This window comes from Devosia sp. MC532 (assembly GCF_016461625.1).
Lineage (GTDB): Bacteria > Pseudomonadota > Alphaproteobacteria > Rhizobiales > Devosiaceae > Devosia.
In genome coordinates, this window is the sequence record NZ_JAEMNZ010000001.1 from 61,076 (window position 1) to 81,073 (window position 19,998).

Genomic DNA, 19,998 nt, shown 5'->3' on the forward strand with positions numbered 1-19,998 from the left:
GCTTAGCCCATGGTCCGTTCGATGACCGAGAGCCAGTTGTCTTGGGCGATCTTTCTGACCAGGGTCTGGCCGTACCCTTTGTCGAGGAGGGCTTTGAGAAGTTTTGGGACGCCGGTAACGTCTTTCAACTCCTTAGGCATTTGCGCGCCGTCAAAGTCACTCCCGAGCGCCACGCCGTCTTCACCCAAAGCGTCAACGAGGGCGTCGATATGGCGGACCATAATCTCAAGCGGTGTGTTGGTGTCCCATTTGCCGTCAGGACGGAGGAAGCCAGTGGCGTAGTTGAGGCCAACAACGCCCGCAGACTCCTTGATCGCGGCTAGCTGCCAAGCGGTCAGATTGCGAGCGCTGGGGGAAATGGCGTGGACGTTGGAATGGGTGGCGACCAAAGGCTTGGTGGAAAGGCGCGCTACATCGCGGAAACCAGCAGCGTTAAGATGGGAGAGATCGATCATTACCCCGCGCTTGTCGCAGAGTTTTATGAGGTCCTTGCCTGCGTCCGTAAGGCCCGGGCCGATGTCAGGATCGACATTATGTAGGAAGGGGACGCCGGTGCCAAAAACATTGGCGCGGCTCCAGGTAATGCCAATGGAGCGTAGGCCTGCGGCGTAGAGCACCTCAAAGCTATCGAGTTTCACATCGATCGCCTCCGCGCCTTCGATATGAAAAATTGCCGCTAATTTTCTGTTTTTAATGGCATTTTGCACGTCACCTGCGGTGCGGCAGACGGCTAGGGCGCCTGCGCGTTCGAGTTTGTAAAGCAGCGAAACCATTTCGATGGTCGAGGCAAGCGCATCGCGCACAAAGAGATTGGGAGGGAGTTGACCAGCGGAACTCGTGGGGCTGGAGACAACCGAAGCCGCATCGGCCTTGAGCGGCGGCGGGAAAATGGCGAAGAAGCCGCCCGTCATACCGGCCTGATTGGCGCGGGGAAGATCGAGCTGGCCATCTATTGTGCCGTCGACAAACATTGCGATTTTGTCGGGCCGCGAGCTGTCTACCAGGCGAAGCAGGGTATCGTTGTGGCCGTCGAAAAAGGGAATGGTCATCGAATCGTCTCCGTCAGACCAAGACGGTAGCCGCTTCTTGTGGTGAAGTTGAGTAACGGACGCTCAATAATGAAACGCCGCCTCCCGAAGGAAGCGGCGGTGTTCATGTAAAGCTTGAACTCAGTCTTGGTGGGTGAAGACGGTTTTACCGCCCACCAAAGTGCGCATCACCTTGCCGGTCATGCGCGCGCCTTCAAAGGCGGTGTTGCGCGACTTGGAAACCAGAGCGCTCTCTTGCACCTGCCAGGGGTAGTCGAGATCGATGAGGATCAGGTCTGCCGGCGCGCCTTTGGCAATGCGACCGCTTTCAAGGCCGAGAATCTGCGCTGGGCGGATTGTCATAGCTTTCAAAACGGTATGCAGGTCCAGATCGTCCGAGTGAACGAAGCGCAGCGCCGCGGCCAAGAGTGTCTCCAAACCAATCGCGCCATTCGAGGCTTCTGCGAATGGACGGCGTTTCACTTCACTATCCTGCGGATCGTGATCGGAATGGATCGTGTCAATGACGCCAGACCGCAGGCCTTCGATGAGCGCACGGCGGTCGTCTTCGCTGCGCAGCGGAGGGCTTACCTTGAAATAGGTGCGATACCGGCCGATGTCGTTTTCGTTCAGGCAGAGGTTGTTGATCGAAACGCCAGCGGTTGCCTTCGAATTGCGCGACTTCGCGAACTTCAGCAGCGTCAGCGAGTTCTCGGTCGAGATTTGCGCGGCGTGATAGCGGACGCCGGTCGCGAGTGCGAGCTGAAGATCGCGCGCCAATGGCACGGTCTCCACTTCGCGCGATAGGCCCTTCAAGCCCAGAACGGTGGCAAAGAGTCCTGAGTTCATTACGCCTTCACCAGCCAGATCGGCGTCGAAAACGTGGTGAACGAAAGGCATGTCGTAGTTGGCAGCGTAACTCATGGCGCTGCGGAGGAGCGAATTCGACTGGATCGAATTTGCGCCATCGGTGAGGCACACAGCCCCAGCTTCCTTAAGAAGGCCGAACTCGGTGATTTCCTTGCCCTGAAGGCCCCGGGTGATGGCTGCAGAGGGCAGCACGCGAGCGAGAGACTGTGCTTCTGCGCGACGGATGAGGAAGTCGACAATTGCACTGTCGTCCACCACAGGCGTGGTGTCGGGCATCATGACGAAGCTGGTGACGCCACCGGCGACGGCGGCCTTACCGGCCGAAGCCAAAGTCTCGCGATACTCTTTGCCGGGTTCTCCGACGAAGACGCGCATATCGATAAGGCCGGGCGCAAGCACCTGACCATTTGCGTTGATGACTTCGGCGCCGTCTGGCACGCCAACGGGACCGTTGAGCGCGATGTCTGTGATGACGCCGTTTTCAATCAGAACCGCGCCGGGATGATCGGTGCCGGAGGCTGGATCAACAATGCGGGCATTTTCGATGAGGACGGGCCGGGTCATGCGTCGTTCCTATTGAGCAGAGCATCGAGCACGGCCATGCGTGCGGCAACGCCCATTTCCACTTGATCGGTGATGACTGAGCGCGCGCTATCGGCGATCGCTGGGTCGATTTCGACGCCGCGGTTCATTGGACCGGGGTGCATGACGATCGCGTCGGACTTCGCGAAGCCGAGCTTGCGTTCATCGAGGCCGTAAAAGTGGAAGTATTCACGCACCGAGGGGATCATCTTGCCGCTAGCGCGTTCATGCTGCAGGCGCAGCATCATCACCACGTCCGCCCCCTTCAGGCCCTGTTCCATATCGGTATAGACCTCGGTCGCAAGGTGTTCGATGCCGGAGGGCAGGAGGGTTTTTGGTGCGATGACCCGGGTGCGAACATGGAGTGCTCCGAGGAGCAGTAAGTTTGAGCGGGCAACACGCGAATTGGCGATGTCGCCGCAGATTGCAACGGTCAGGCCCGCAAGTGTGCCCTTGTGGTTGCGAATGGTGAGGGCGTCGAGGAGAGCCTGGGTCGGGTGCTCGTGCGCGCCGTCGCCCGCGTTGACCACCGAGCAGCCAACTTTTTGACTGAGCAGTTCGACCGCGCCGGATGAACCGTGACGCACTACCAGCACATCGGGGCGCATGGCGTTGAGCGTGGCGGCGGTGTCGATCAGCGTTTCGCCTTTGGTGACGGAGCTGGTCTTCACCGACATGTTCACGACCGTAGCGCCGAGGCGCTTGCCCGCGATTTCGAACGAGGACTGGGTCCGCGTCGACGGCTCGAAGAAGAGGTTGATTTGTGTCTTCCCCGCCAAAGTGTTGAGCGACTTACGCTCTTGGCGGCTGACAGCAATCATCCGTTCGGCACGATCAAGCAGTTCGATAATCTCGTGCTGCTTGAGGTCGGCAATAGAAATCAGATGGCGCTGGCGGAAGGGCGGGAAGTCACCGGATTGCCCGGCGACGGATGGAGGAGTGTCCTGCGGCATGTCGCATCCCTAGCGATTTGGTGCGGTCTATCGGCTGGGGGCGCGATGAGCAAGCCCCTCACGAATTTATCCCCGCCGGAGCCGGTCCAGCGCTCCTTGCAGAATATAGCTGGCGGCCAGTTTGTCGACCACTTCGGCGCGACGGTCCCGGCGCATATCTGCGTCGATCATCATGCGCGTGACGGCAGATGTGGAGAGGCGCTCATCCCAATAAGCAATGGGCAAGTTGACCTTGGGGGCGAGGTTGCGGGCGAAGGCGCGTGTCGATTGCACGCGGGGGCCTTCCGAGCCGTCCATATTGAGGGGGAGACCCAAAATGATCGCAACGATTTGATTCTGTGCGATCAATTCGATGATGCGCTCAGCGTCCTGAGTGAACTTGGTTCGTTTGATGGTTTCAATCGGGGTCGCGGAGTAGCGCATGCCATCACTGATCGCGACACCAATGGTTTTCGTGCCGAGGTCCAACCCCAAAATCTTGCCGGAAGGCGGAATGTCGGAGAGCGGATTATTGTCGTCGGTCACTGAATGGGTACTCATTGGATTGATTGGGTCTGTCCTATAGGGTGCGGGGCAAAATGGCGATGAAAAAGACTTCCCTATGAAACTCACTTGGTTCGGCAATACGGCGTTTCGCGTTCACGCGGGTGGGAAGATCCTAGTCATTGATGCTCAAGGCGCAGTTGGAGTTGACCATCAGGAGCTGTGTTCTGGAGCGGATGTGCTGCTGCAGACGAGCGCGCCGTTCGACGAGATTTCTGGGAGCAGTTGGAAGCCGATGCCGCGGCAGCGCTTGCTCGATGCGGATGGGGCGCTCCGCGAGGTTGTGGTGGCAAAGCTCGGGCAGGGGGCGTTTGTCTTTGATGCAGAGGATGAGCCGCCCTTGTTGCTTCTCACCGAGTCTGTGCCCGAGCTCGGGAAATGGGCCGATAAGGCTGTGGTTCTTATTGCAGGGTGCGATTTGGCAGGGCTTGCCGGCACGCTGACGGATGCCGCGGCGCCGCGACTGATCGCCCTAGCTGGAGGCGATGAAGAGATTGGCACCGCCTTTGAAATTCTAAGATCTAAACTGGATGGCACCGGCGTTGTGGCGCTGGAACATGGGCTTGCTGTGGAAGCGTAATCGCGCCACGGTGCCATTTCGATTGTCTTTTGATACCGGGCATTGCTAATAACGCCCCAATACGCCGTTCTCGCTGGAGTTTGCCATGTCTGTCGACGCCAATACCGTCAAGCGCATCGGGCGCCTTGCCCGCATCCGCATCGAAGAAGACGAAGTCGCTGGCTACCAGACCGAAATCAATTCGATCCTCGGCTTTGTCGAGCAGTTGTCTGAAATTAACGTCGATGGTGTTGAGCCAATGACATCGGTCATGCCGATGACCCTGCGCCGCCGCGACGACGCGGTCACCGACGGCAACATCGCCGAAAAGATCGTCAAGAACGCCCCATTGACCGAAGATAACTTCTTCATGGTCCCCAAGGTCGTTGAATAATATGGCGGTTTCCATCGCCATTGAGACCCCTTTGCAGGACGACGTGCGCGAGCTCGTCGCTCAGCTCAACGCTTTCCTGCTGCCCACCTCGCCAGTTGAATTCCAGTTCAAGATGACTGTGGAACAAATGGCGGGTGAGGACACGACGGTTTTTGTCGCTCGCGACGAAAACGGCGTGGCTGTCGGCATGGGGGCACTCAAGGTGCATGGTCCCGAGCTTGGCGAAGTCAAACGCATGTTCACCCTGCCGTCCGTTCGCGGGCAGCGCGTTGGCACTCTATTGCTCGACCGAATCGTCGGCTTGGCGCGGGAGAAGGATCTTCCCATCGTCATGCTCGAAACTGGACCAGAAGACGGCATGGCGGACGCCCATCGTCTTTATGCGCGTTACGGGTTCTCCCGTCGCGGTCCGTTTCTCGACTATCCAGAAAGCCCCTGGTCCAACTTTTTTGAATTGAAGCTGACGGCACCCGCCTTCGCTGGTTGAGCGCAGCCGACGCTGAAGAGAAAGAAACTCCATTGACCGATCTTACCCGTCTGAGCATCGCCGAAGCCCGCAAGGGCCTCACTGAAAAGACGTTTACTGCGACCGAGCTGACCGAGGCCTATGTCTCGGCTATCGACGCAGGCAATGCGGCGCTGAATGCCTATGTCGTCACGACGCCGGATAAGGCGCGCGATATGGCGGCAGCATCGGATGCCAAGATTGCTGCCGGTACGGCTGGCACGCTTGAAGGCATTCCACTGGGCGTGAAGGATCTGTTTGCGACCAAGGGCGTCCACACCCAGGCCGCTTCGCACATCCTTGATGGCTTCAAGCCGGAATACGAATCGACCGTCACCGCAAACCTGTGGCGCGATGGTGCAGTCATGCTGGGCAAGCTCAACATGGACGAGTTCGCCATGGGTTCGTCCAACGAAACCTCGTACTACGGTCCTGCGATCAATCCTTTCCGCGCTGAAGGTTCGGAAGAAAAATTGGTTGCCGGTGGGTCATCGGGCGGTTCGGCAGCGGCTGTTGCTGGCTGGCTCTGCGCTGGCGCGACCGCAACCGACACTGGTGGCTCGATCCGTCAGCCAGCTGCCTTCACCGGCACTGTTGGCATTAAGCCGACCTATGGTCGTGCATCGCGTTGGGGCACTGTTGCTTACGCGTCTTCGCTCGATCAGGCTGGCCCAATTGCCCGCACTGTTGAAGACGCAGCGCTGCTGCTGACCTCGATGTCCGGCTTTGACGCCAAGGATTCGACTTCGGTCAACATCCCGGTTCCAGATTTCGCGGCTGCGGTTGAGCGTGGCGTAAAGGGCATCACCATTGGTGTTCCGCGCGAATACCGCATGGACGGCATGCCAGAGGAAATTGAAAACCTCTGGAAGCAGGGCCTCGAATGGCTCAAGGCTGAAGGCGCAACCGTCAAGGACATCTCGCTGCCACACACCAAGTATGCCCTCCCGGCCTACTACGTTGTTTCGCCAGCAGAAGCTTCCTCGAACCTCGCGCGTTATGACGGCGTGAAGTATGGTCTCCGTGTGTCCGGTAAGGACATCACCGACATGTACGAACTCACCCGCGCTGCCGGTTTCGGTCGCGAAGTGAAGCGTCGTATCATGATCGGCACCTATGTGCTGTCGGCAGGCTACTATGATGCCTACTACGTGAAGGCGCAGAAGGTTCGCACGCTGATCAAGAAGGACTTCGAGGATGCGTTCAACGCAGGCGTTGACGCGATCCTGACCCCAGCGACCCCATCCTCTGCCTTCGCTATTGGCGATGCAAAGTTGGCCGCTGATCCGGTTGCGATGTATCTCAACGACATCTTCACCGTGACTGTGAACATGGCAGGTCTGCCGGGTATTGCTGTGCCAGCCGGTAAGGATGGCAAGGGTCTGCCTCTCGGTCTGCAGCTGATCGGCAAGCCGTTTGACGAAGAAACTCTCTTCGCCGCAGCGCGCGTAATCGAAAAGAGCGCCGGTGGTGATTTTGCACCCAAGCAGTGGTGGTAAGACCCCACTAAACCCCTAGATCAGGTGGCGGCGCTTGATTGTGCCGCCTTTCCGCATTATTTCCGGGTCATGCACAAGTTGAAACTGGTAATGACGCCTCCAGCCGAGGCGCCCGGGCCAACAGGAACATCACCGATGGCCGCAGATATTTTTACGACGCTCGACTGGTCTGAGCCGCCGAAGGATATGAGTAAGCCGTTGCAGGCGCTCTGGTGGCTCAAGAAAGGCGAATTTCGTATTGGCATGGAGTGGGAGCGCGCGCACGCGATCGTCCAGTCGATGGAAGGTGTGCAGGCGTTCGATTGGGTCCATGCCTTGATGCATTGGATTGAAGCCGATCTCGCCAATGCCGACTATTGGTATCGCCGCGCCGGTAAGCGCCGTGCGACGGCGAGTGTTTCCACCGAATGGGAACACATGGCCGCTGCGTTAAGCGAAGTGACCAAGCACTAAGTGCACGCCTAGTTCGTGATTGAATTGCCGCTCTCTGGGAACAGGGGGCGGCAATTTCTTTTGACGAACGCGCAGGGGCCTGGAAGTGGCATTATGCTGGCACTTATGGGCCTGTGGAGGGGCACCGCTGTCGTTTTACGTGGCATATTGCGCGCACGAGCCATGCCCATGGGACGCGAAAGCGTAATGGGAATAAGTGCTTGAAGAGGGGAGCTTGGGCAGGCAGACGAGAGTGGCCTCGGGGGCTTATTTTACCTCAGAAGTAAACGCTGAGGAGAGATGAAGGGATGCTTTGTGCGGATGGGGGCCGCAAGCTAGGCTTTTTCTGTTCCCTGCCGGACCGAGCGTACCGAAACCGCCATTGGTGGCATTGAAAAGCGGGTGGAATACATGTCACAATTTTCCGAGCTTTTTTGACTGGATACGCTTGTGACTGCCGCTAAACTTCCCGCGCAATGCGAGACAAAAGAAGACGTTCGTTTCGAGATCGACCGCATTGATCGGGCGCTGTTGAATTTGTTTGCGGAACGCCACGCTTATGTCACGCGCATGGCTGAGATTAAAACCGATCCGCATGAAGCGTTTGACCCGGTGCGTATCGAAGCAATTATCTCCAAGGTTCGCGCGCTCAGCGTTGAGCAGGACTTGGATGAAGATCAGGCCGAGCTGATTTGGCGGACGCTGATCGATTGGAACATCAATTTCGAAAAGGGCATTATTGCCGCCCGTCGCCGGGCAAAATAGGAAATTTCCATGCGTGTCTCTCAGCCGGATCGTGATCTTGACTGGGAAGCACTGGGCTCATTGGCTTTTGCCTCCTGGCAGCAAAGCGAATTTGGAGCGCAGGATGCTGGGCGCTGTGATCGCGAAAAGCTGTTTGCAGAGTTTTGCACCTTTTGTCGCGACAAGTCGGAAACCATGCATGTTGCGACAATCGGCGATGTGCCAGTGGGCTGGGGCGCAAGGGAATTTTCCGATAATGTGATTTCTGACCTGTGGGTCGCACCGTTTGCGCAAAGCCAAGGCGTCGGTGCGGCCTTGCTTGCAGCGCTGGAAGAGGTTATCGCCAACGCAGGCTACACTTTCGTGGAGCTTGAAACCTCGGCCGGCAACACCGGGGCGGTACGCTTCTACGAGCGCAACGGATATATTCCGGTGTGGCGCGGTATGAAGTTTTCCGCCAGCCTGAACTACGAACTCGACAAGATTCGCTTCCGCAAGGCATTGCCGGAAGCGGCATAGGACTGCCGAAACATGACACTCGTTGACACCCGTACTCCCGACAAAAAGCGTCTGATCTCCGGTTCGACCGGCGATTGGGAAGTGATCATTGGTATGGAAGTGCACGCGCAAGTGACCAGCGAAAGCAAGCTGTTCTCTGGCTCGTCGACCGCTTTCGGTAATCCTCCTAATGCGAACGTCAGCTTTGTTGATGCCGCCATGCCTGGCATGCTGCCAACCATCAACGAAGAATGCGTGCGTCAGGCTGTGCGCACAGGTCTGGGTCTGAAGGCTCAGATCAACAAGCGCTCGGTCTTTGACCGCAAGAACTATTTCTATCCTGACTTGCCGCAGGGTTATCAGATTTCCCAGTTCAAGGACCCAATCGTTGGCGAAGGTGTGATCACCATCGACGTCGATGGGGAAACCATTGAGATCGGTGTCGAGCGTCTGCACCTTGAGCAGGACGCGGGTAAGTCGATCCACGATCAGCACCCAAACATGAGCTTTGTTGACTTGAACCGTTCGGGCGTCGCCCTGATGGAAATCGTCTCCAAGCCCGACCTGCGTTCGTCCGAAGAAGCCAAGGAATATCTATCCAAGCTTCGCGCTATCCTGCGTTATCTCGGTACTTGCGACGGCAATATGGAGCAGGGCTCCATGCGTGCTGACGTGAACGTATCGGTACGTCGTCCGGGTGGCGAATTCGGTACGCGTTGCGAAATCAAGAACGTCAATTCGATCCGCTTCGCGGGTCAGGCGATTGAATATGAAGCCCGTCGCCAGATCGACATTCTGGAAGATGGTGGCTCGATCGATCAGGAAACGCGCCTGTTTGACCCGAAGAACGGGGAAACGCGCGCTATGCGTTCGAAGGAAGAAGCGCACGACTATCGCTACTTCCCAGATCCAGACCTGCTGCCACTCGAATTCGACGATGCTTTCGTCGCGGCTTTGGCTGAAAACCTGCCAGAACTGCCAGACGAAAAGCAGGCACGCTTTGTGCGCGATTTTGGCGTCACCAAGTATGACGCGCATGTGCTGACGCTCGAACGTGAAACCGCTGACTTCTTCGAAACCATCGTGGCGCACGGTGGCAGCAAGCGCGACGGCAAGGCTGTTGCGAACATCCTCAACGGTGATGTGGCCGCTTTCGCAAACAGCGAAGGCAAGGCAGTTTACGAAACCCACATTACCCCAGCGCAGATTGCTGGTGTGGTTGACCTGATTGCTGCGGGCACGATCTCGTCCAAGGGTGGCAAGGACGTGCTGCAGATCATCATCTCGGAAGAGAAAGACGGTGATCCGGCAGCTATCGTTGAAGCCCGTGGCCTAAAGCAGGTGACAGATCGCGGCGCGATCGAAAAGATCGTGAACGACATCATCGCCGCCAACCCGGAACAGGTTGAGAAGGTTAAGGCCAAGCCAAGCATGATGGGCTGGTTCGTCGGTCAGGCGATGAAGGCTTCCGGCGGCAAGGCCAATCCGCAGGCTCTTAACGATCTCATGAAGCAGAAGCTCGGGATCGAGTAAGATCGCAGGTCTGGATTCTGGTCCAGTCAGAACGTTGAACGAATAGAAAACCCGGCCACTGAGCCGGGTTTTTGTTTTTACATCGTTGGCACAGTGCCTGGAGAGGGCGGCGGCGGCACGTCGGGGCCCGGCGTGGGCGGAATGGGGTCTTCCACCGGCGGCTGGTGTGGCGGCACCTCCTGGGGCTCTGGAGGCACAGGATCTACGGGCTGGGGTTGGGGCGGTTCAGGTTGCGGCGGTACGCCCGGGATTGGCTCTGGCACTGGAATTGGGTCTGGCATGGCGCGCTCCTTTGCTGGGAAGCGAACGGGTCCAAACCCGAAGGGTTCCTAGCGTTTGCGCAGGAGCGTTTGGATGCGGCCATCAATGAAGAGCAGGCCGAAGAAGATCACCAACATGCCTAGGATTTGGATGGGCAAGATCGCCTCGCCCAAAAGGAAGGTGCCCAAAATCAGCGTGGAGATTGGCGCAATAAAGGTCGTGGTGGCGAAATTGGTCGCGCCAACGCGCGGAAGAATTCGATACATGATCAGAAACGTGAGGGCCGTCGACAAGAGGCCCAGGCCGAGTAACGAGCCGAGTGTTTCAATCTGCGTAATCTGTGGCAGGCCGTTGAGGCTTAACGCCACCGGCAGGCTCAAAATGGCCGATCCCGTAAGCGCGATGGCGGCGAAGGCGGTTGGCTCGACATGCTTGTAGGAGCGGGTAATGTTGAGTGAGAGTGCATAGCACAGCGTTGCCGCGAGACAGGCGCCGACGGCCCATAGTGCCGTGTTGCCGCCGCTTTGCAGGGCAGGTGACACCAGAATAGCAGCGCCAACGAAGCCAATGCCTACACCGATGAATTTCCGGGGGCCGGATTTTTCACCGCCGGGCCAGAAGTGGGACATGATCGCAGTCATCATTGGGGTGAGCGCATTGATGATGGCGGCAACACCACTGGCGAGGTGGGCTTGTGCCGTTGGAAACAGCGCAAAAGGAATGGCATAGGCGATGACGCCGAGAAGGGCCAGCTGCCCCCAGAGCTTAGGATCGCGCGGAACGGGTTTTTTCAGCAGGAAAAGGATTGCCCAACAGCCGATGGCCCCAATGCCGACCCGCAAGGTTGTGATCCAGAGCGGGCTGAGTTCGCGAATGAGAACGGCATTGAAAATAAATGAGCAGCCCCAGATAGATCCTAAGAGAACAATCCAACACCAATCACGCAGACTCATTATCGCCACTCCAATAGATGCGTTGGTCTACGCCTGCGCTGAAGTGGCGTCGAACCGATTTTGACAATGGGGGCGATCGATTTTGGTGATGGATAAAGAAAAAGGCCGGATCGCTCCGGCCTATTTTACATTTTTCCAAGGGCGAGTTGTTTCAACGCCTCGGGGTAGATGCGGTGTTCTTCCACCAGAACGCGAGCTGCAAGTGTGTCTTCCGTGTCGTCGGGCAGAACGGGGACGCGGGCCTGCAGGATCGCGTCGCCTTCGTCGAGACCGGCGGTGACAAAGTGGACGGTGCAGCCGTGTTCCTTTTCACCCGCCGCGAGAACGCGGGCATGGGTGTCGAGGCCTTTGTAGGCTGGGAGCAGGGAGGGGTGGATGTTGATTATCCGACCTGCCCAGCGATTGACGAAGTCCTCACCCAGAACGCGCATGAAACCGGCGAGGCAGACAATATCGACCTCCCAGCTTTCGAGCATGAGCGTCATGGTGTCTTCGAACATTTCCCGACTGGGGAACTTGCTCTGCGCCAGCGAGGCTGTGGCAATGCCGTGGCTCGCTGCAATCTCAAGACCGGGCGCGGCTGCCTTGTTGGACAGCACGCCGACGATCTCGGCAGGAAAATCGGGAGCCTTCGCAGCCTCGATGAGCGTGCTCATGTTTGAGCCACGCCCCGAGATCAGAATGGCGACCTTTTTCTTGCTCATAGAGCGAGCTTGCCACGGAAGGTGACAGGTTCGCCGCTGCGCTCGGTCAGCTGACCGACGACAGCTGCGATTTCACCATTAGCGGTGAGCGAGGCGACCAGCTTTTCAGCATCTGCCGGCGCGACAGCGACCAGCATGCCCACGCCGCAATTGAAGGTGCGGAGCATTTCGCGCTCTTCCATGCCGCCAACCTTGCTCATCCAGCCAAAGACGGCAGGAACGGTGACCGCGTCGAGATCGACATCGGCGGCGAGGTGATCAGGCAGTACGCGCGGGATATTGTCGATGAAGCCGCCGCCGGTGATGTGCGCGAGGGCTTTAATACCGAGACCTTCCTTGAGCGCAGCCAGCAGTGGCTTCACATAGATGCGGGTCGGCTCGAGCAGGGCTTCTGCGAGGGTTTTGCCTTCAGCAAATGGTGCAGGGGCGTCCCAGGCGAGGCCAGAGAGGTCAACGATCTTGCGAACGAGCGAATAGCCGTTGGAGTGGACGCCAGACGAGGCGATAGCGACGAGCGTGTCGCCAGCGGCGATATCGGCGCGCGGCAGGAGGGTGCCACGTTCGGCGGCCCCAACGGCAAAGCCTGCCAGATCATAGTCATTGCCATGATACATGCCCGGCATTTCCGCGGTTTCCCCGCCGATCAGTGCGCACCCTGCTAGGCGGCAACCGTGGGCAATGCCTTCGACAATCGCCGTGCCCTGGGCCACATCGAGCTTGCCGGTGGCGAAATAGTCGAGGAAGAAGAGAGGCTCGGCGCCCTGAACGACGAGGTCGTTGACGCACATGGCGACCAGATCCTGGCCGATGGTGTCGTGCTTGCCAGTGTCGATAGCGATCTTGAGCTTGGTGCCAACACCATCATTGGCGGCAACCAGAACAGGATCTTTGAAACCTGCGGCCCTTAAATCAAAAAGACCACCAAATCCGCCGATCTCGCCGTCGGCGCCTGGGCGTCGGGTGGATTTCACTGCGGGCTTGATGGCCTCTACCAGAGCATTGCCGGCGTCGATATCGACCCCTGCCTGCTTGTAAGAAAGCCCATTAGGTGGCAGGTGTGGTGTGTCGGACATGAGCCTGGTGCCAAATGCTGAGGATAGCGGGCAGAGTGAACCGCGCGCCACCGGGGTTGGTTGAAACTTTCGGTGTTGGCCGTTAGACGGCTGATAGCTTCTCGATTTCCTATAAGCAAGGGCTACACGTAGCAATGACGCTCCGAAATCAAGTGACCATCTGGATCGGCCTCTTGGCTGCCCTGCTTTTATCGCTCTGGATTTTCCGGGGAATCCTGCTTCCCTTCGTGGTTGGGGCGGCCTTGGCCTATCTGCTCAATCCGGTGGTAAACCAGCTTGAGCGCTGGCGAATTAAACGCGTTTGGGCGACCGTTCTGGTGCTCTTGGCGATCATGGTCGTCGTTATCGGCCTGTTTTTCATGCTCGTTCCGATGATCGGGCAGCAGATTGTGGGCCTCATTCAGCGCGCGCCGAGTCTCTATCGCGATCTACAGGGGCTCGTTAATCAGTATTCTCCAGAGGTGAGTGCGTGGCTTGGACCTGAGCGCGCCGCCGAAGTTGAGCGCGGAATCAACGAGATAGCGCGCAATCTGCTCGGTTGGATCACGCGACTTCCGGCTGAACTCGTCAACATCGGCATGTCTGGCGCTTCAGTTGTCGCGTTTTTGGTGGTGGCACCAGTTGTGGCCTTTTATCTCCTGCTCGATTGGCAGGGGATGGTCGATGGCGTCGAAGGGCTTTTGCCGCGCCAACATAAGGGTGAGATCAAGGGCATTTTGCTTGAGATCGATAACTCCATGGCTGGCGTTATTCGCGGGCAGGGTTCTGTTCTCCTGCTCGATGCTGCCTTCTATGCGACAGCGCTATCGCTGATTGGGCTGAACTTTGGTTTGGCCGTCGGTATTATCGGCGGGCTTCTCAGTTTCATTCCATTCGTCGGTGCGGCCGTTGGTTTTGGTTTGTCGGTAGGGATCGCTCTGGTTCAGTTCTGGCCAAACATGTGGATGGTGGGCCTCGTCTGCGCCGTCTTCCTGTTTTGGCAATTCGTCGAGGGCAATATTCTCTATCCAAAGCTCGTTGGCTCGCGGATTAACATCAACCCAGTTTGGATGATGTTTGCGCTTCTCGCCTTGGGTGCGCTGTTCGGATTTACCGGGCTCTTGCTGGCTGTTCCAATGGCTGCCATTGCATCGGTACTCGTGCGGTACGGCGTGCGAAAATATAAGGAAAGTGCGCTTTATCTGGGGACAGATGCGCCAGCTCCAATCGACCACAAGGACCAGAATTAAATGGCTTTGCCTGAGAACGGACCCCGGCAACTTCCGCTGGAGTTCGTTCACGAACCCTCGCACGCAGAAGATGATTATCTCGTTGGTGCAGGAAACGCCTTAGCCTATGCCCGTATCGAAGCGTGGCCACATTGGCCTGACGGGGTGACCATGTTGATTGGTCCCACCTCGTCGGGAAAATCGCATGTCGCGCGCATTTTTGCTGAGCGCAGCGGCGCTGTGCTGGTAACGCCCGAAACGATAGCGGCGGTTGCTTCCGCACATGGCAATGAACCTCTGGTGCTAGAGGACGTTGATCGGCTTGCGTACAACGAGGACGATCTTTTCCATTTGCTGAACCAAGCCATGCGCGGGGACAGAACTCTGTTGCTGACGGCGCGCGAAGACGTTGCCAAATGGGATTTGCGGACCGATGATGTCCGCTCACGCATTCGGCGTGCGCCTGTTTTCACATTAGAAATCAGTGATGACATCGCGTTGTCACAGATTTTTGTGAAGTTGTTCGGTGATCGACAGATCACAGTCGACCCAAAGATAATCGGCTATGTGGTGCCGCGTATGGAGCGGAGCCCGGAAGAGGCCGAACGTCTGGTTGATTTGATGGACAAGCTGGCTCTTGCGAAAGGGTCGGCCATTACGCGTGCGATAGCGGGTGAAGCTCTTGCTGTACGGCAAGACGCAGATTCGGCGCTAAAATTGGACTGGGACGCAGACGACGATGAATGAGATGAGCGAAATCGCCGAACTGGATGGTGCCAACCCAGATGTGGAGGCGCTGCGCAAAAGCCCGGCGCGTTTCGTTAATCGAGAAGTCAGCTGGCTTCAATTCAACATGCGGGTTTTGGAGGAGGCCGGGAACGAAGCTCATCCTCTGTTAGAGCGCCTCCGTTTCGTGTCTATTTCGGCGAACAATCTCGACGAATTCTACATGGTCCGTGTTGCGGGTCTGAAGGGCCAAATCCGTGCTGGTTTGGCCAAGCAATCTGCCGATGGCTTATCGCCGAGCGAGCAGCTGGAAGAAATTGCGACGCTCGCTCAGCACTTGCAGTTGGAACAGCAGGACCACTGGCAAGATTTGCGTGAATTGCTGGTCGAGCAGAATGTCGTCATTCATGAGCAGGACGACCTCTCGCCGGAACAAATCGCTTATCTGCAAAAGCTGTTCCGTGAAGAAATTTTCCCCGTCCTCACCCCAATCGCGGTCGATCCAGCCCATCCATTCCCGTTCATCCCGAACCTCGGGCTCGCCCTCGCATTTGAACTCAAGCGTCCAACCGGGGATCAAAACCTGACGGCGCTGGTGCGCATCCCGGGCAATCTAGATCGTTTCATCACGCTGCCATCGGCCCTGGTTTCCGAGGGCCGGACTGAGGTCGTGTCGATCGACACGCTGGTGAAGCTGTTCTTCCTCAAAATGTTCCCGGGCCATGAAATTGTTGGCTCAGGCGCATTCCGCATCATCCGTGACAGCGAAATTGAAATCGACGACGAAGCTGCCGACCTTGTTGTCGAGTTCGAATCAGCACTTCGGCAACGTCGCCGTGGTCAGGTCATCCGCCTAGAAATCGAGCGGTCGATGCCCCGTGCGTTGAAGCGGCAGATTGGCGAACAGCTCAGCGTCAAAGAGGCAGATGTCTTCGAGGTGCAGGGGTTCCTCGGCCTCGCCGATGCCCGTAAAATCTGCGACGTTGATCGTGCGGACCTAAAATTCCCGCCGTATCACGCGCGCTTCCCAGAGCGTATCCGCGACTATAACGGGGATAGCTTTGCGGCTATCCGCGCCAAGGACATCCTTGTCCACCATCCGTTTGAGAGTTTCGACGTCGTCGCGCAGTTCCTGATGCAGGCAGCGCGGGACCCGGAAGTGGTGGCGATTAAGCAGACGCTGTACCGGACGTCTTCAGACAGCCCGATCGTTAAAGCACTGGTTATGGCGGCAGAGGCGGGCAAGTCCGTTACGTGCCTCGTGGAGCTGAAAGCGCGTTTTGACGAAGAGGCGAATATCCGCTGGGCCCGCGACCTTGAACGGGCAGGCGCGCAGGTTGTGTTCGGTTTCATCGAGCTTAAAACCCACGCCAAGCTGAGCCAGGTTGTTCGTCGTGAGAAGGGCAAGCTGGTTAGTTACTGCCATATTGGAACCGGCAACTATCACCCGATTACAGCCAAGATTTATACAGACCTCAGCTATTTCACGATTGATCCATCAATCACCCGTGACGTTGCGCGCGTGTTCAATTTTATAACGGGTTATGCGCGGCCGACCGAACTCGAAACAATCGCTGTTTCACCGGTCAATTTGCGCCAGACATTGGTCGAGAGCATCGCACGCGAGATCGAGTTCGCGCGCGAGAGCAAGCCAGCTCATATTCTGCTGAAGATGAACTCGCTGGTTGATCCGCAGGTCATCGACGCGCTCTATGACGCGAGTCGGGCAGGGGTGAAAGTTGACCTGATTGTTCGTGGGATTTGCTGTCTGCGCCCCGGTATCCCCGGGTTCTCAGAAAATATCCGTGTAAAATCTGTGGTCGGCCGGTTCCTCGAACACAGCCGAATTTACTGTTTTGGCAACGGTGAGATGATGCCGTCTCCCCGGGCGAAAGTGTATATTTCCTCTGCGGATTTGATGGGTCGGAACTTGGATGGACGGGTGGAAGTTATGGTCCCGATCCTGAATAAAACCGTTCACAAGCAGATACTGGATCAGATCCTTGTGGCCTATCTCAAGGACAACGAACAAAGCTGGGAAGTCTTGCCGGATGGCAGTTCACACCGCATAAAGCGCTCTGAGGGTGAAGAAGCCTTCAGCGCTCATAAGTATTTTATGACTAATCCCTCCCTGTCTGGGCGCGGTAGTGCCGGGATGGTTGATAACGACGAGGCTTAAGTTTGACCCAATTCTGGGGCGTCGACGCCGATCCTACTGCCCAAGGTCGTTTGAAGGGGGCGCGCCCTGTCGCAGTCCTTGATATCGGATCAAACTCGGTTCGTTTGGTCGTTTATGAGCGGCACGCCCGCTCATTAACACCGCTCTACAACGAAAAGGCCTCCTGCGCCCTCGGGCGTGGGGTCGGCCAGACTGGGCGTTTGGCCGAGGCCAATATGGCAACGGCGCTTGAGGCGATGAAGCGTTTCGCCCTTGTTGCGCGCATGATGCGGGTTGGCACCGTGGTTGTGCTGGCGACCTCTGCCGTACGCGACGCCGCAAACCGCGATGAGTTTGTCGCTGCTGTCGAAGAGATTATGAACACTGAGGTTCGTGTTCTCTCCGGCGAGGATGAGGCGCACTTTGCGGCATTGGGTGTCGTTGCTGGTATCCCCGGGTTTGTCGGCGTTGTCGGGGACCTTGGTGGCGGTAGCCTCGAGTTTTCTGCGCTTCAGAACGGTTCAGACAGCAATAACCAGTCCTTCGAGCTTGGTGTCATCCGCCTGCAGGACGATTCGAACGGCTCTCCCGCGACTGCTGCGGAAATCGTGCGCAAACAGCTTAGTAGCTCCATGTTGAAGAACACTGGCGAGGAACAGCGTTTCGCGGCCATTGGCGGCACTTGGCGTTCTTTGGCGAAGCTCCATCAAGCGCGCAGCAATTATCCGCTGCATATGGTGCAAGACTATGTGGTGTCGGCAGATGAGATGATCGCTTTCTGTAGCGACATCGTGAAAGCAGATTCCCTCAAAAACTATCCAGGCTCGAACTCGGTGTCGAACTCGCGGCGAGAACTCGTGCCTTTTGGCGCGGCCGTTTTGATGGAAGTTCTTAAAGCCGGTCGGTTTGCATCGGTGGTCTTCTCGGCGCTCGGTGTGCGCGAAGGCTATCTCTACGGCATGTTGGACGATACCGAACGTGTGGTCGATCCGTTGATCCAAGGGGCCGAGGAGCTGTCAATTCTCCGCTCGCGCTCCCCTGAACACGCTACGGATCTAATAGATTTCACCACGCACTATTTCCGCTCGGCAGCCGTTGAAGAAACTGGCCAGCAGCGTCGCTTGCGCCTCGTCGCATGTCTATTGGCCGATATAGGCTGGCGCTCACATCCCGACTATCGCGGCGAGCAAAGCGTCAATGCGCTTGCCTATGGCTCATTGACGGGGATTGATCACGTCGGTCGTAGCTTTTTAGCCCAGACCATGGCGGTTCGGTATGATGGGCTCAAGAGCAAGTCGGCTCTGGCGATTGCCGGCCTCACGTCATCTGAGATGACGGCGCGCGCGCGCTTGATCGGCGCTTTGTTCCGCGTTGCCTATCCAATGACAGCGGCAATGCCGGGCGTGTTAGGGCGCACGTCGCTATCAGTCGTTGATGAGGCTTTGGTGCTGAGTTTGCCGACAGACTACGCGTTCCTCAACGGCGACCATTTACGCAATCGCTTGCGTCAGCTCGCCGATGAGGCCGGGTTCGAAACGTGGAGAGTGAAGGTCGGCTGATTACTCAGCCGATTCTTCTTCTGGTACATCAAATTCGATAACGCCCTTGCGAGTGGCCACAAGGCCAACGCGGCCGTGCTTGATGGCAAGCGCTTTTTCGCCAAACAGCTTGCGACGCCAGCCTTTGAGGGCAGGGACGTCTGCATCGTCGTCGAGCACGAGGGCGTCGATTTCGTCCGATGTCGCGATGATTCTCGCCGCAACGCCGTGCTGTTCCGCGACAGACTTGAGCAGAACACGAATGAGATCGCCCACGGCGCCTTTAGGGGATGGTCCGCGATAGCGCTCAGGCATGGTCGGAAGAGCCGACTTTGGAATGGCTTCCACGTCTTTCATCAGCGCGATGATTTCAGCGGCGGCACTGGAGCGGCCATAGCCACGCGGTACCGCACGCAGTTTGTCAAAGGCTTCAGGGGTCAGCGGACGTTGAGTCGCCAACTCGCTCAACACGTCATCCTTGAGAATGCGGCTTCGCGGCTGGTCTGATTCCTGTGCGCGTCGTTCGCGCCATTGAGCCAGCGCCTTCATAGCAGCCAAATCGCGCGGGCGATTGAGCTTCATCTTGAGGCGTTCCCAAGCATTTTCAGGCTGGACGACATAGGTGTCTATGGAACGCAGGACACCCAGCTCGTCTTCGACCCAATCCCACCGGCGGGTCTGTTCGACCTGTTTTTTGAGCTCGCGATAGATGTCACGCAGATAGGTGACGTCAGCGAGTGCGTAGGTGAGTTGTTTATCGCTGAGCGGGCGAGCCGACCAATCGGTAAAGCGGGATGATTTGTCGAGTTCGACCTTGCAGATGGCGCGCACAAGACTGTCGTAGGAGGCGCTATCGCCAAACCCGCAGACGCTGGCAGCTATCTGAGTGTCGAAAATGTTATTGGGTACCGCGCCCGTCAACTTCACGAAAATTTCCACATCCTGCCGTGCGGCGTGGAAAACCTTGGTCACGTCCGGATTCGCGAGGAGCGTGAAAAAGGGCGCGAGTTTGATATCGGGAGCAAGCGGATCGATGAGAACCGCTTCGTCATTTGTGGCAACTTGGATCAGGCAAAGGCGCGGCCAATAGGTGGTTTCGCGCAGGAATTCCGTATCCACGGTGACAAATTCATACTGGGCAGCGCGCTCGCAAAACGCGGCGAGCGCCTCTGTGGAGACTATAATGTCCATGCGTCTACCGTCTTACTATGGTCGATATTCTTCCTATCAGGGTCTT

At 57.5% G+C, this 19,998-nt stretch carries 21 protein-coding genes; 12 read left to right on the plus strand and 9 right to left on the minus strand.

Features of this window, described 5'->3' with window-relative positions:
• Window positions 1-2: 2 nt before the first annotated feature.
• The 4 genes from JHC09_RS00285 to ruvX all read right to left on the minus strand — a co-directional run bounded on the left by JHC09_RS00285 (window position 3) and on the right by ruvX (window position 3,973).
• Complete coding sequence (locus JHC09_RS00285; protein WP_199530367.1) at window positions 3-1,049, minus strand: dipeptidase; 1,047 nt, start codon at window positions 1,047-1,049, stop codon at window positions 3-5.
• Between the two features lie 120 nt (window positions 1,050-1,169).
• Complete coding sequence (pyrC, locus tag JHC09_RS00290; RefSeq protein WP_199530368.1) at window positions 1,170-2,462, minus strand: dihydroorotase; 1,293 nt, start codon at window positions 2,460-2,462, stop codon at window positions 1,170-1,172.
• Entirely contained in the window at window positions 2,459-3,433 is a 975-nt protein-coding gene (locus tag JHC09_RS00295) for an aspartate carbamoyltransferase catalytic subunit (protein WP_199530369.1), read from the minus strand. Before JHC09_RS00295 ends, pyrC begins: the two co-directional genes overlap by 4 nt.
• A gap of 66 nt (window positions 3,434-3,499) precedes the next feature.
• Window positions 3,500-3,973 carry a Holliday junction resolvase RuvX gene (gene ruvX / locus JHC09_RS00300; protein WP_169193846.1) on the minus strand — a complete coding sequence of 158 codons (474 nt, stop codon included), beginning with the start codon at window positions 3,971-3,973 and terminating at the stop codon, window positions 3,500-3,502.
• A 61-nt stretch (window positions 3,974-4,034) separates the two neighbouring features.
• On the opposite strand from ruvX, the gene JHC09_RS00305 reads away from it, so the two are divergent.
• The 8 genes from JHC09_RS00305 (at window position 4,035) to gatB (ending at window position 10,140) form a co-directional block, all read left to right on the plus strand.
• Window positions 4,035-4,556, plus strand: coding sequence for a hypothetical protein (locus tag JHC09_RS00305; protein ID WP_199530370.1), 522 nt, complete (start codon window positions 4,035-4,037; stop codon window positions 4,554-4,556).
• Window positions 4,557-4,641: 85 nt separating this feature from the next.
• On the plus strand, window positions 4,642-4,929 hold the full coding sequence (gatC, locus tag JHC09_RS00310) for an Asp-tRNA(Asn)/Glu-tRNA(Gln) amidotransferase subunit GatC (protein ID WP_169193848.1): 288 nt from the start codon (window positions 4,642-4,644) through the stop codon (window positions 4,927-4,929).
• Between the two features lies 1 nt (window position 4,930).
• Window positions 4,931-5,416, plus strand: coding sequence for a GNAT family N-acetyltransferase (locus JHC09_RS00315; RefSeq protein WP_199530371.1), 486 nt, complete (start codon window positions 4,931-4,933; stop codon window positions 5,414-5,416).
• 32 nt (window positions 5,417-5,448) lie between these two features.
• Entirely contained in the window at window positions 5,449-6,933 is a 1,485-nt protein-coding gene (gene gatA / locus JHC09_RS00320; protein ID WP_199530372.1) for an Asp-tRNA(Asn)/Glu-tRNA(Gln) amidotransferase subunit GatA, read from the plus strand.
• 135 nt (window positions 6,934-7,068) lie between these two features.
• Entirely contained in the window at window positions 7,069-7,386 is a 318-nt protein-coding gene (locus JHC09_RS00325; protein WP_169193851.1) for a hypothetical protein, read from the plus strand.
• Between the two features lie 429 nt (window positions 7,387-7,815).
• The gene (locus JHC09_RS00330) at window positions 7,816-8,130 is read left to right on the plus strand and encodes a chorismate mutase (protein WP_169193852.1); all 315 of its coding nucleotides are present in this window, start codon (window positions 7,816-7,818) and stop codon (window positions 8,128-8,130) included.
• A 9-nt stretch (window positions 8,131-8,139) separates the two neighbouring features.
• The gene (locus JHC09_RS00335) at window positions 8,140-8,628 is read left to right on the plus strand and encodes a GNAT family N-acetyltransferase (RefSeq protein ID WP_199530373.1); all 489 of its coding nucleotides are present in this window, start codon (window positions 8,140-8,142) and stop codon (window positions 8,626-8,628) included.
• A gap of 12 nt (window positions 8,629-8,640) precedes the next feature.
• The gene (gene gatB / locus JHC09_RS00340; protein WP_199530374.1) at window positions 8,641-10,140 is read left to right on the plus strand and encodes an Asp-tRNA(Asn)/Glu-tRNA(Gln) amidotransferase subunit GatB; all 1,500 of its coding nucleotides are present in this window, start codon (window positions 8,641-8,643) and stop codon (window positions 10,138-10,140) included.
• Window positions 10,141-10,217: 77 nt separating this feature from the next.
• On the opposite strand, the gene JHC09_RS00345 is transcribed toward gatB, so the two are convergent.
• The 4 genes from JHC09_RS00345 to purM all read right to left on the minus strand — a co-directional run bounded on the left by JHC09_RS00345 (window position 10,218) and on the right by purM (window position 13,131).
• Entirely contained in the window at window positions 10,218-10,421 is a 204-nt protein-coding gene (locus JHC09_RS00345) for a hypothetical protein (RefSeq protein WP_199530375.1), read from the minus strand.
• 48 nt (window positions 10,422-10,469) lie between these two features.
• Complete coding sequence (locus tag JHC09_RS00350; RefSeq protein WP_199530376.1) at window positions 10,470-11,354, minus strand: DMT family transporter; 885 nt, start codon at window positions 11,352-11,354, stop codon at window positions 10,470-10,472.
• Between the two features lie 125 nt (window positions 11,355-11,479).
• Window positions 11,480-12,058: a phosphoribosylglycinamide formyltransferase gene (gene purN, locus JHC09_RS00355; RefSeq protein ID WP_199530377.1), complete on the minus strand. Its 579-nt coding sequence runs from the start codon at window positions 12,056-12,058 to the stop codon at window positions 11,480-11,482.
• The gene (gene purM / locus JHC09_RS00360; protein ID WP_199530378.1) at window positions 12,055-13,131 is read right to left on the minus strand and encodes a phosphoribosylformylglycinamidine cyclo-ligase; all 1,077 of its coding nucleotides are present in this window, start codon (window positions 13,129-13,131) and stop codon (window positions 12,055-12,057) included. The genes purN and purM overlap by 4 nt, the downstream gene beginning before the upstream one ends.
• A 134-nt stretch (window positions 13,132-13,265) precedes the next feature.
• Between purM and JHC09_RS00365 the strand changes: the two genes are divergently transcribed.
• The 4 genes from JHC09_RS00365 to JHC09_RS00380 are packed head-to-tail and all read left to right on the plus strand — an operon-like array spanning window position 13,266 to window position 18,782.
• On the plus strand, window positions 13,266-14,360 hold the full coding sequence (locus JHC09_RS00365; RefSeq protein ID WP_199530379.1) for an AI-2E family transporter: 1,095 nt from the start codon (window positions 13,266-13,268) through the stop codon (window positions 14,358-14,360).
• A complete protein-coding gene (locus JHC09_RS00370; RefSeq protein ID WP_199530380.1) occupies window positions 14,361-15,086 on the plus strand; it encodes a hypothetical protein in 726 nt (241 codons plus the stop codon).
• Window positions 15,079-17,244 carry an RNA degradosome polyphosphate kinase gene (locus JHC09_RS00375; RefSeq protein ID WP_199530381.1) on the plus strand — a complete coding sequence of 722 codons (2,166 nt, stop codon included), beginning with the start codon at window positions 15,079-15,081 and terminating at the stop codon, window positions 17,242-17,244. Before JHC09_RS00370 ends, JHC09_RS00375 begins: the two co-directional genes overlap by 8 nt.
• Window positions 17,245-17,246: 2 nt before the next feature.
• Window positions 17,247-18,782, plus strand: a complete 1,536-nt coding sequence (locus JHC09_RS00380; RefSeq protein WP_169193861.1) for a Ppx/GppA phosphatase family protein — start codon at window positions 17,247-17,249, stop codon at window positions 18,780-18,782.
• On the opposite strand, the gene rnd is transcribed toward JHC09_RS00380, so the two are convergent.
• Window positions 18,783-19,952, minus strand: a complete 1,170-nt coding sequence (gene rnd / locus JHC09_RS00385) for a ribonuclease D (RefSeq protein WP_199530382.1) — start codon at window positions 19,950-19,952, stop codon at window positions 18,783-18,785.
• Between the last annotated feature and the right edge of the window lie 46 nt (window positions 19,953-19,998).

What these genes read in the sequence shown, in the direction of transcription:
- purM (WP_199530378.1), bottom strand. Translation starts at nt 13,131, where the DNA reads ATGTCCGACACACCACACCTGCCACCTAATGGGCTTTCTTACAAGCAG.
- rnd (WP_199530382.1), bottom strand. Translation starts at nt 19,952, where the DNA reads ATGGACATTATAGTCTCCACAGAGGCGCTCGCCGCGTTTTGCGAGCGC.
- gatB (WP_199530374.1), top strand. Translation starts at nt 8,641, where the DNA reads ATGACACTCGTTGACACCCGTACTCCCGACAAAAAGCGTCTGATCTCC.
- JHC09_RS00375 (WP_199530381.1), top strand. Translation starts at nt 15,079, where the DNA reads ATGAATGAGATGAGCGAAATCGCCGAACTGGATGGTGCCAACCCAGAT.
- purN (WP_199530377.1), bottom strand. Translation starts at nt 12,058, where the DNA reads ATGAGCAAGAAAAAGGTCGCCATTCTGATCTCGGGGCGTGGCTCAAAC.
- JHC09_RS00325 (WP_169193851.1), top strand. Translation starts at nt 7,069, where the DNA reads ATGGCCGCAGATATTTTTACGACGCTCGACTGGTCTGAGCCGCCGAAG.
- JHC09_RS00295 (WP_199530369.1), bottom strand. Translation starts at nt 3,433, where the DNA reads ATGCCGCAGGACACTCCTCCATCCGTCGCCGGGCAATCCGGTGACTTC.
- JHC09_RS00365 (WP_199530379.1), top strand. Translation starts at nt 13,266, where the DNA reads ATGACGCTCCGAAATCAAGTGACCATCTGGATCGGCCTCTTGGCTGCC.
- gatC (WP_169193848.1), top strand. Translation starts at nt 4,642, where the DNA reads ATGTCTGTCGACGCCAATACCGTCAAGCGCATCGGGCGCCTTGCCCGC.
- JHC09_RS00285 (WP_199530367.1), bottom strand. Translation starts at nt 1,049, where the DNA reads ATGACCATTCCCTTTTTCGACGGCCACAACGATACCCTGCTTCGCCTG.
- JHC09_RS00335 (WP_199530373.1), top strand. Translation starts at nt 8,140, where the DNA reads ATGCGTGTCTCTCAGCCGGATCGTGATCTTGACTGGGAAGCACTGGGC.
- JHC09_RS00345 (WP_199530375.1), bottom strand. Translation starts at nt 10,421, where the DNA reads ATGCCAGACCCAATTCCAGTGCCAGAGCCAATCCCGGGCGTACCGCCG.
- JHC09_RS00350 (WP_199530376.1), bottom strand. Translation starts at nt 11,354, where the DNA reads ATGAGTCTGCGTGATTGGTGTTGGATTGTTCTCTTAGGATCTATCTGG.
- JHC09_RS00305 (WP_199530370.1), top strand. Translation starts at nt 4,035, where the DNA reads ATGAAACTCACTTGGTTCGGCAATACGGCGTTTCGCGTTCACGCGGGT.
- pyrC (WP_199530368.1), bottom strand. Translation starts at nt 2,462, where the DNA reads ATGACCCGGCCCGTCCTCATCGAAAATGCCCGCATTGTTGATCCAGCC.
- JHC09_RS00370 (WP_199530380.1), top strand. Translation starts at nt 14,361, where the DNA reads ATGGCTTTGCCTGAGAACGGACCCCGGCAACTTCCGCTGGAGTTCGTT.
- JHC09_RS00315 (WP_199530371.1), top strand. Translation starts at nt 4,931, where the DNA reads ATGGCGGTTTCCATCGCCATTGAGACCCCTTTGCAGGACGACGTGCGC.
- ruvX (WP_169193846.1), bottom strand. Translation starts at nt 3,973, where the DNA reads ATGAGTACCCATTCAGTGACCGACGACAATAATCCGCTCTCCGACATT.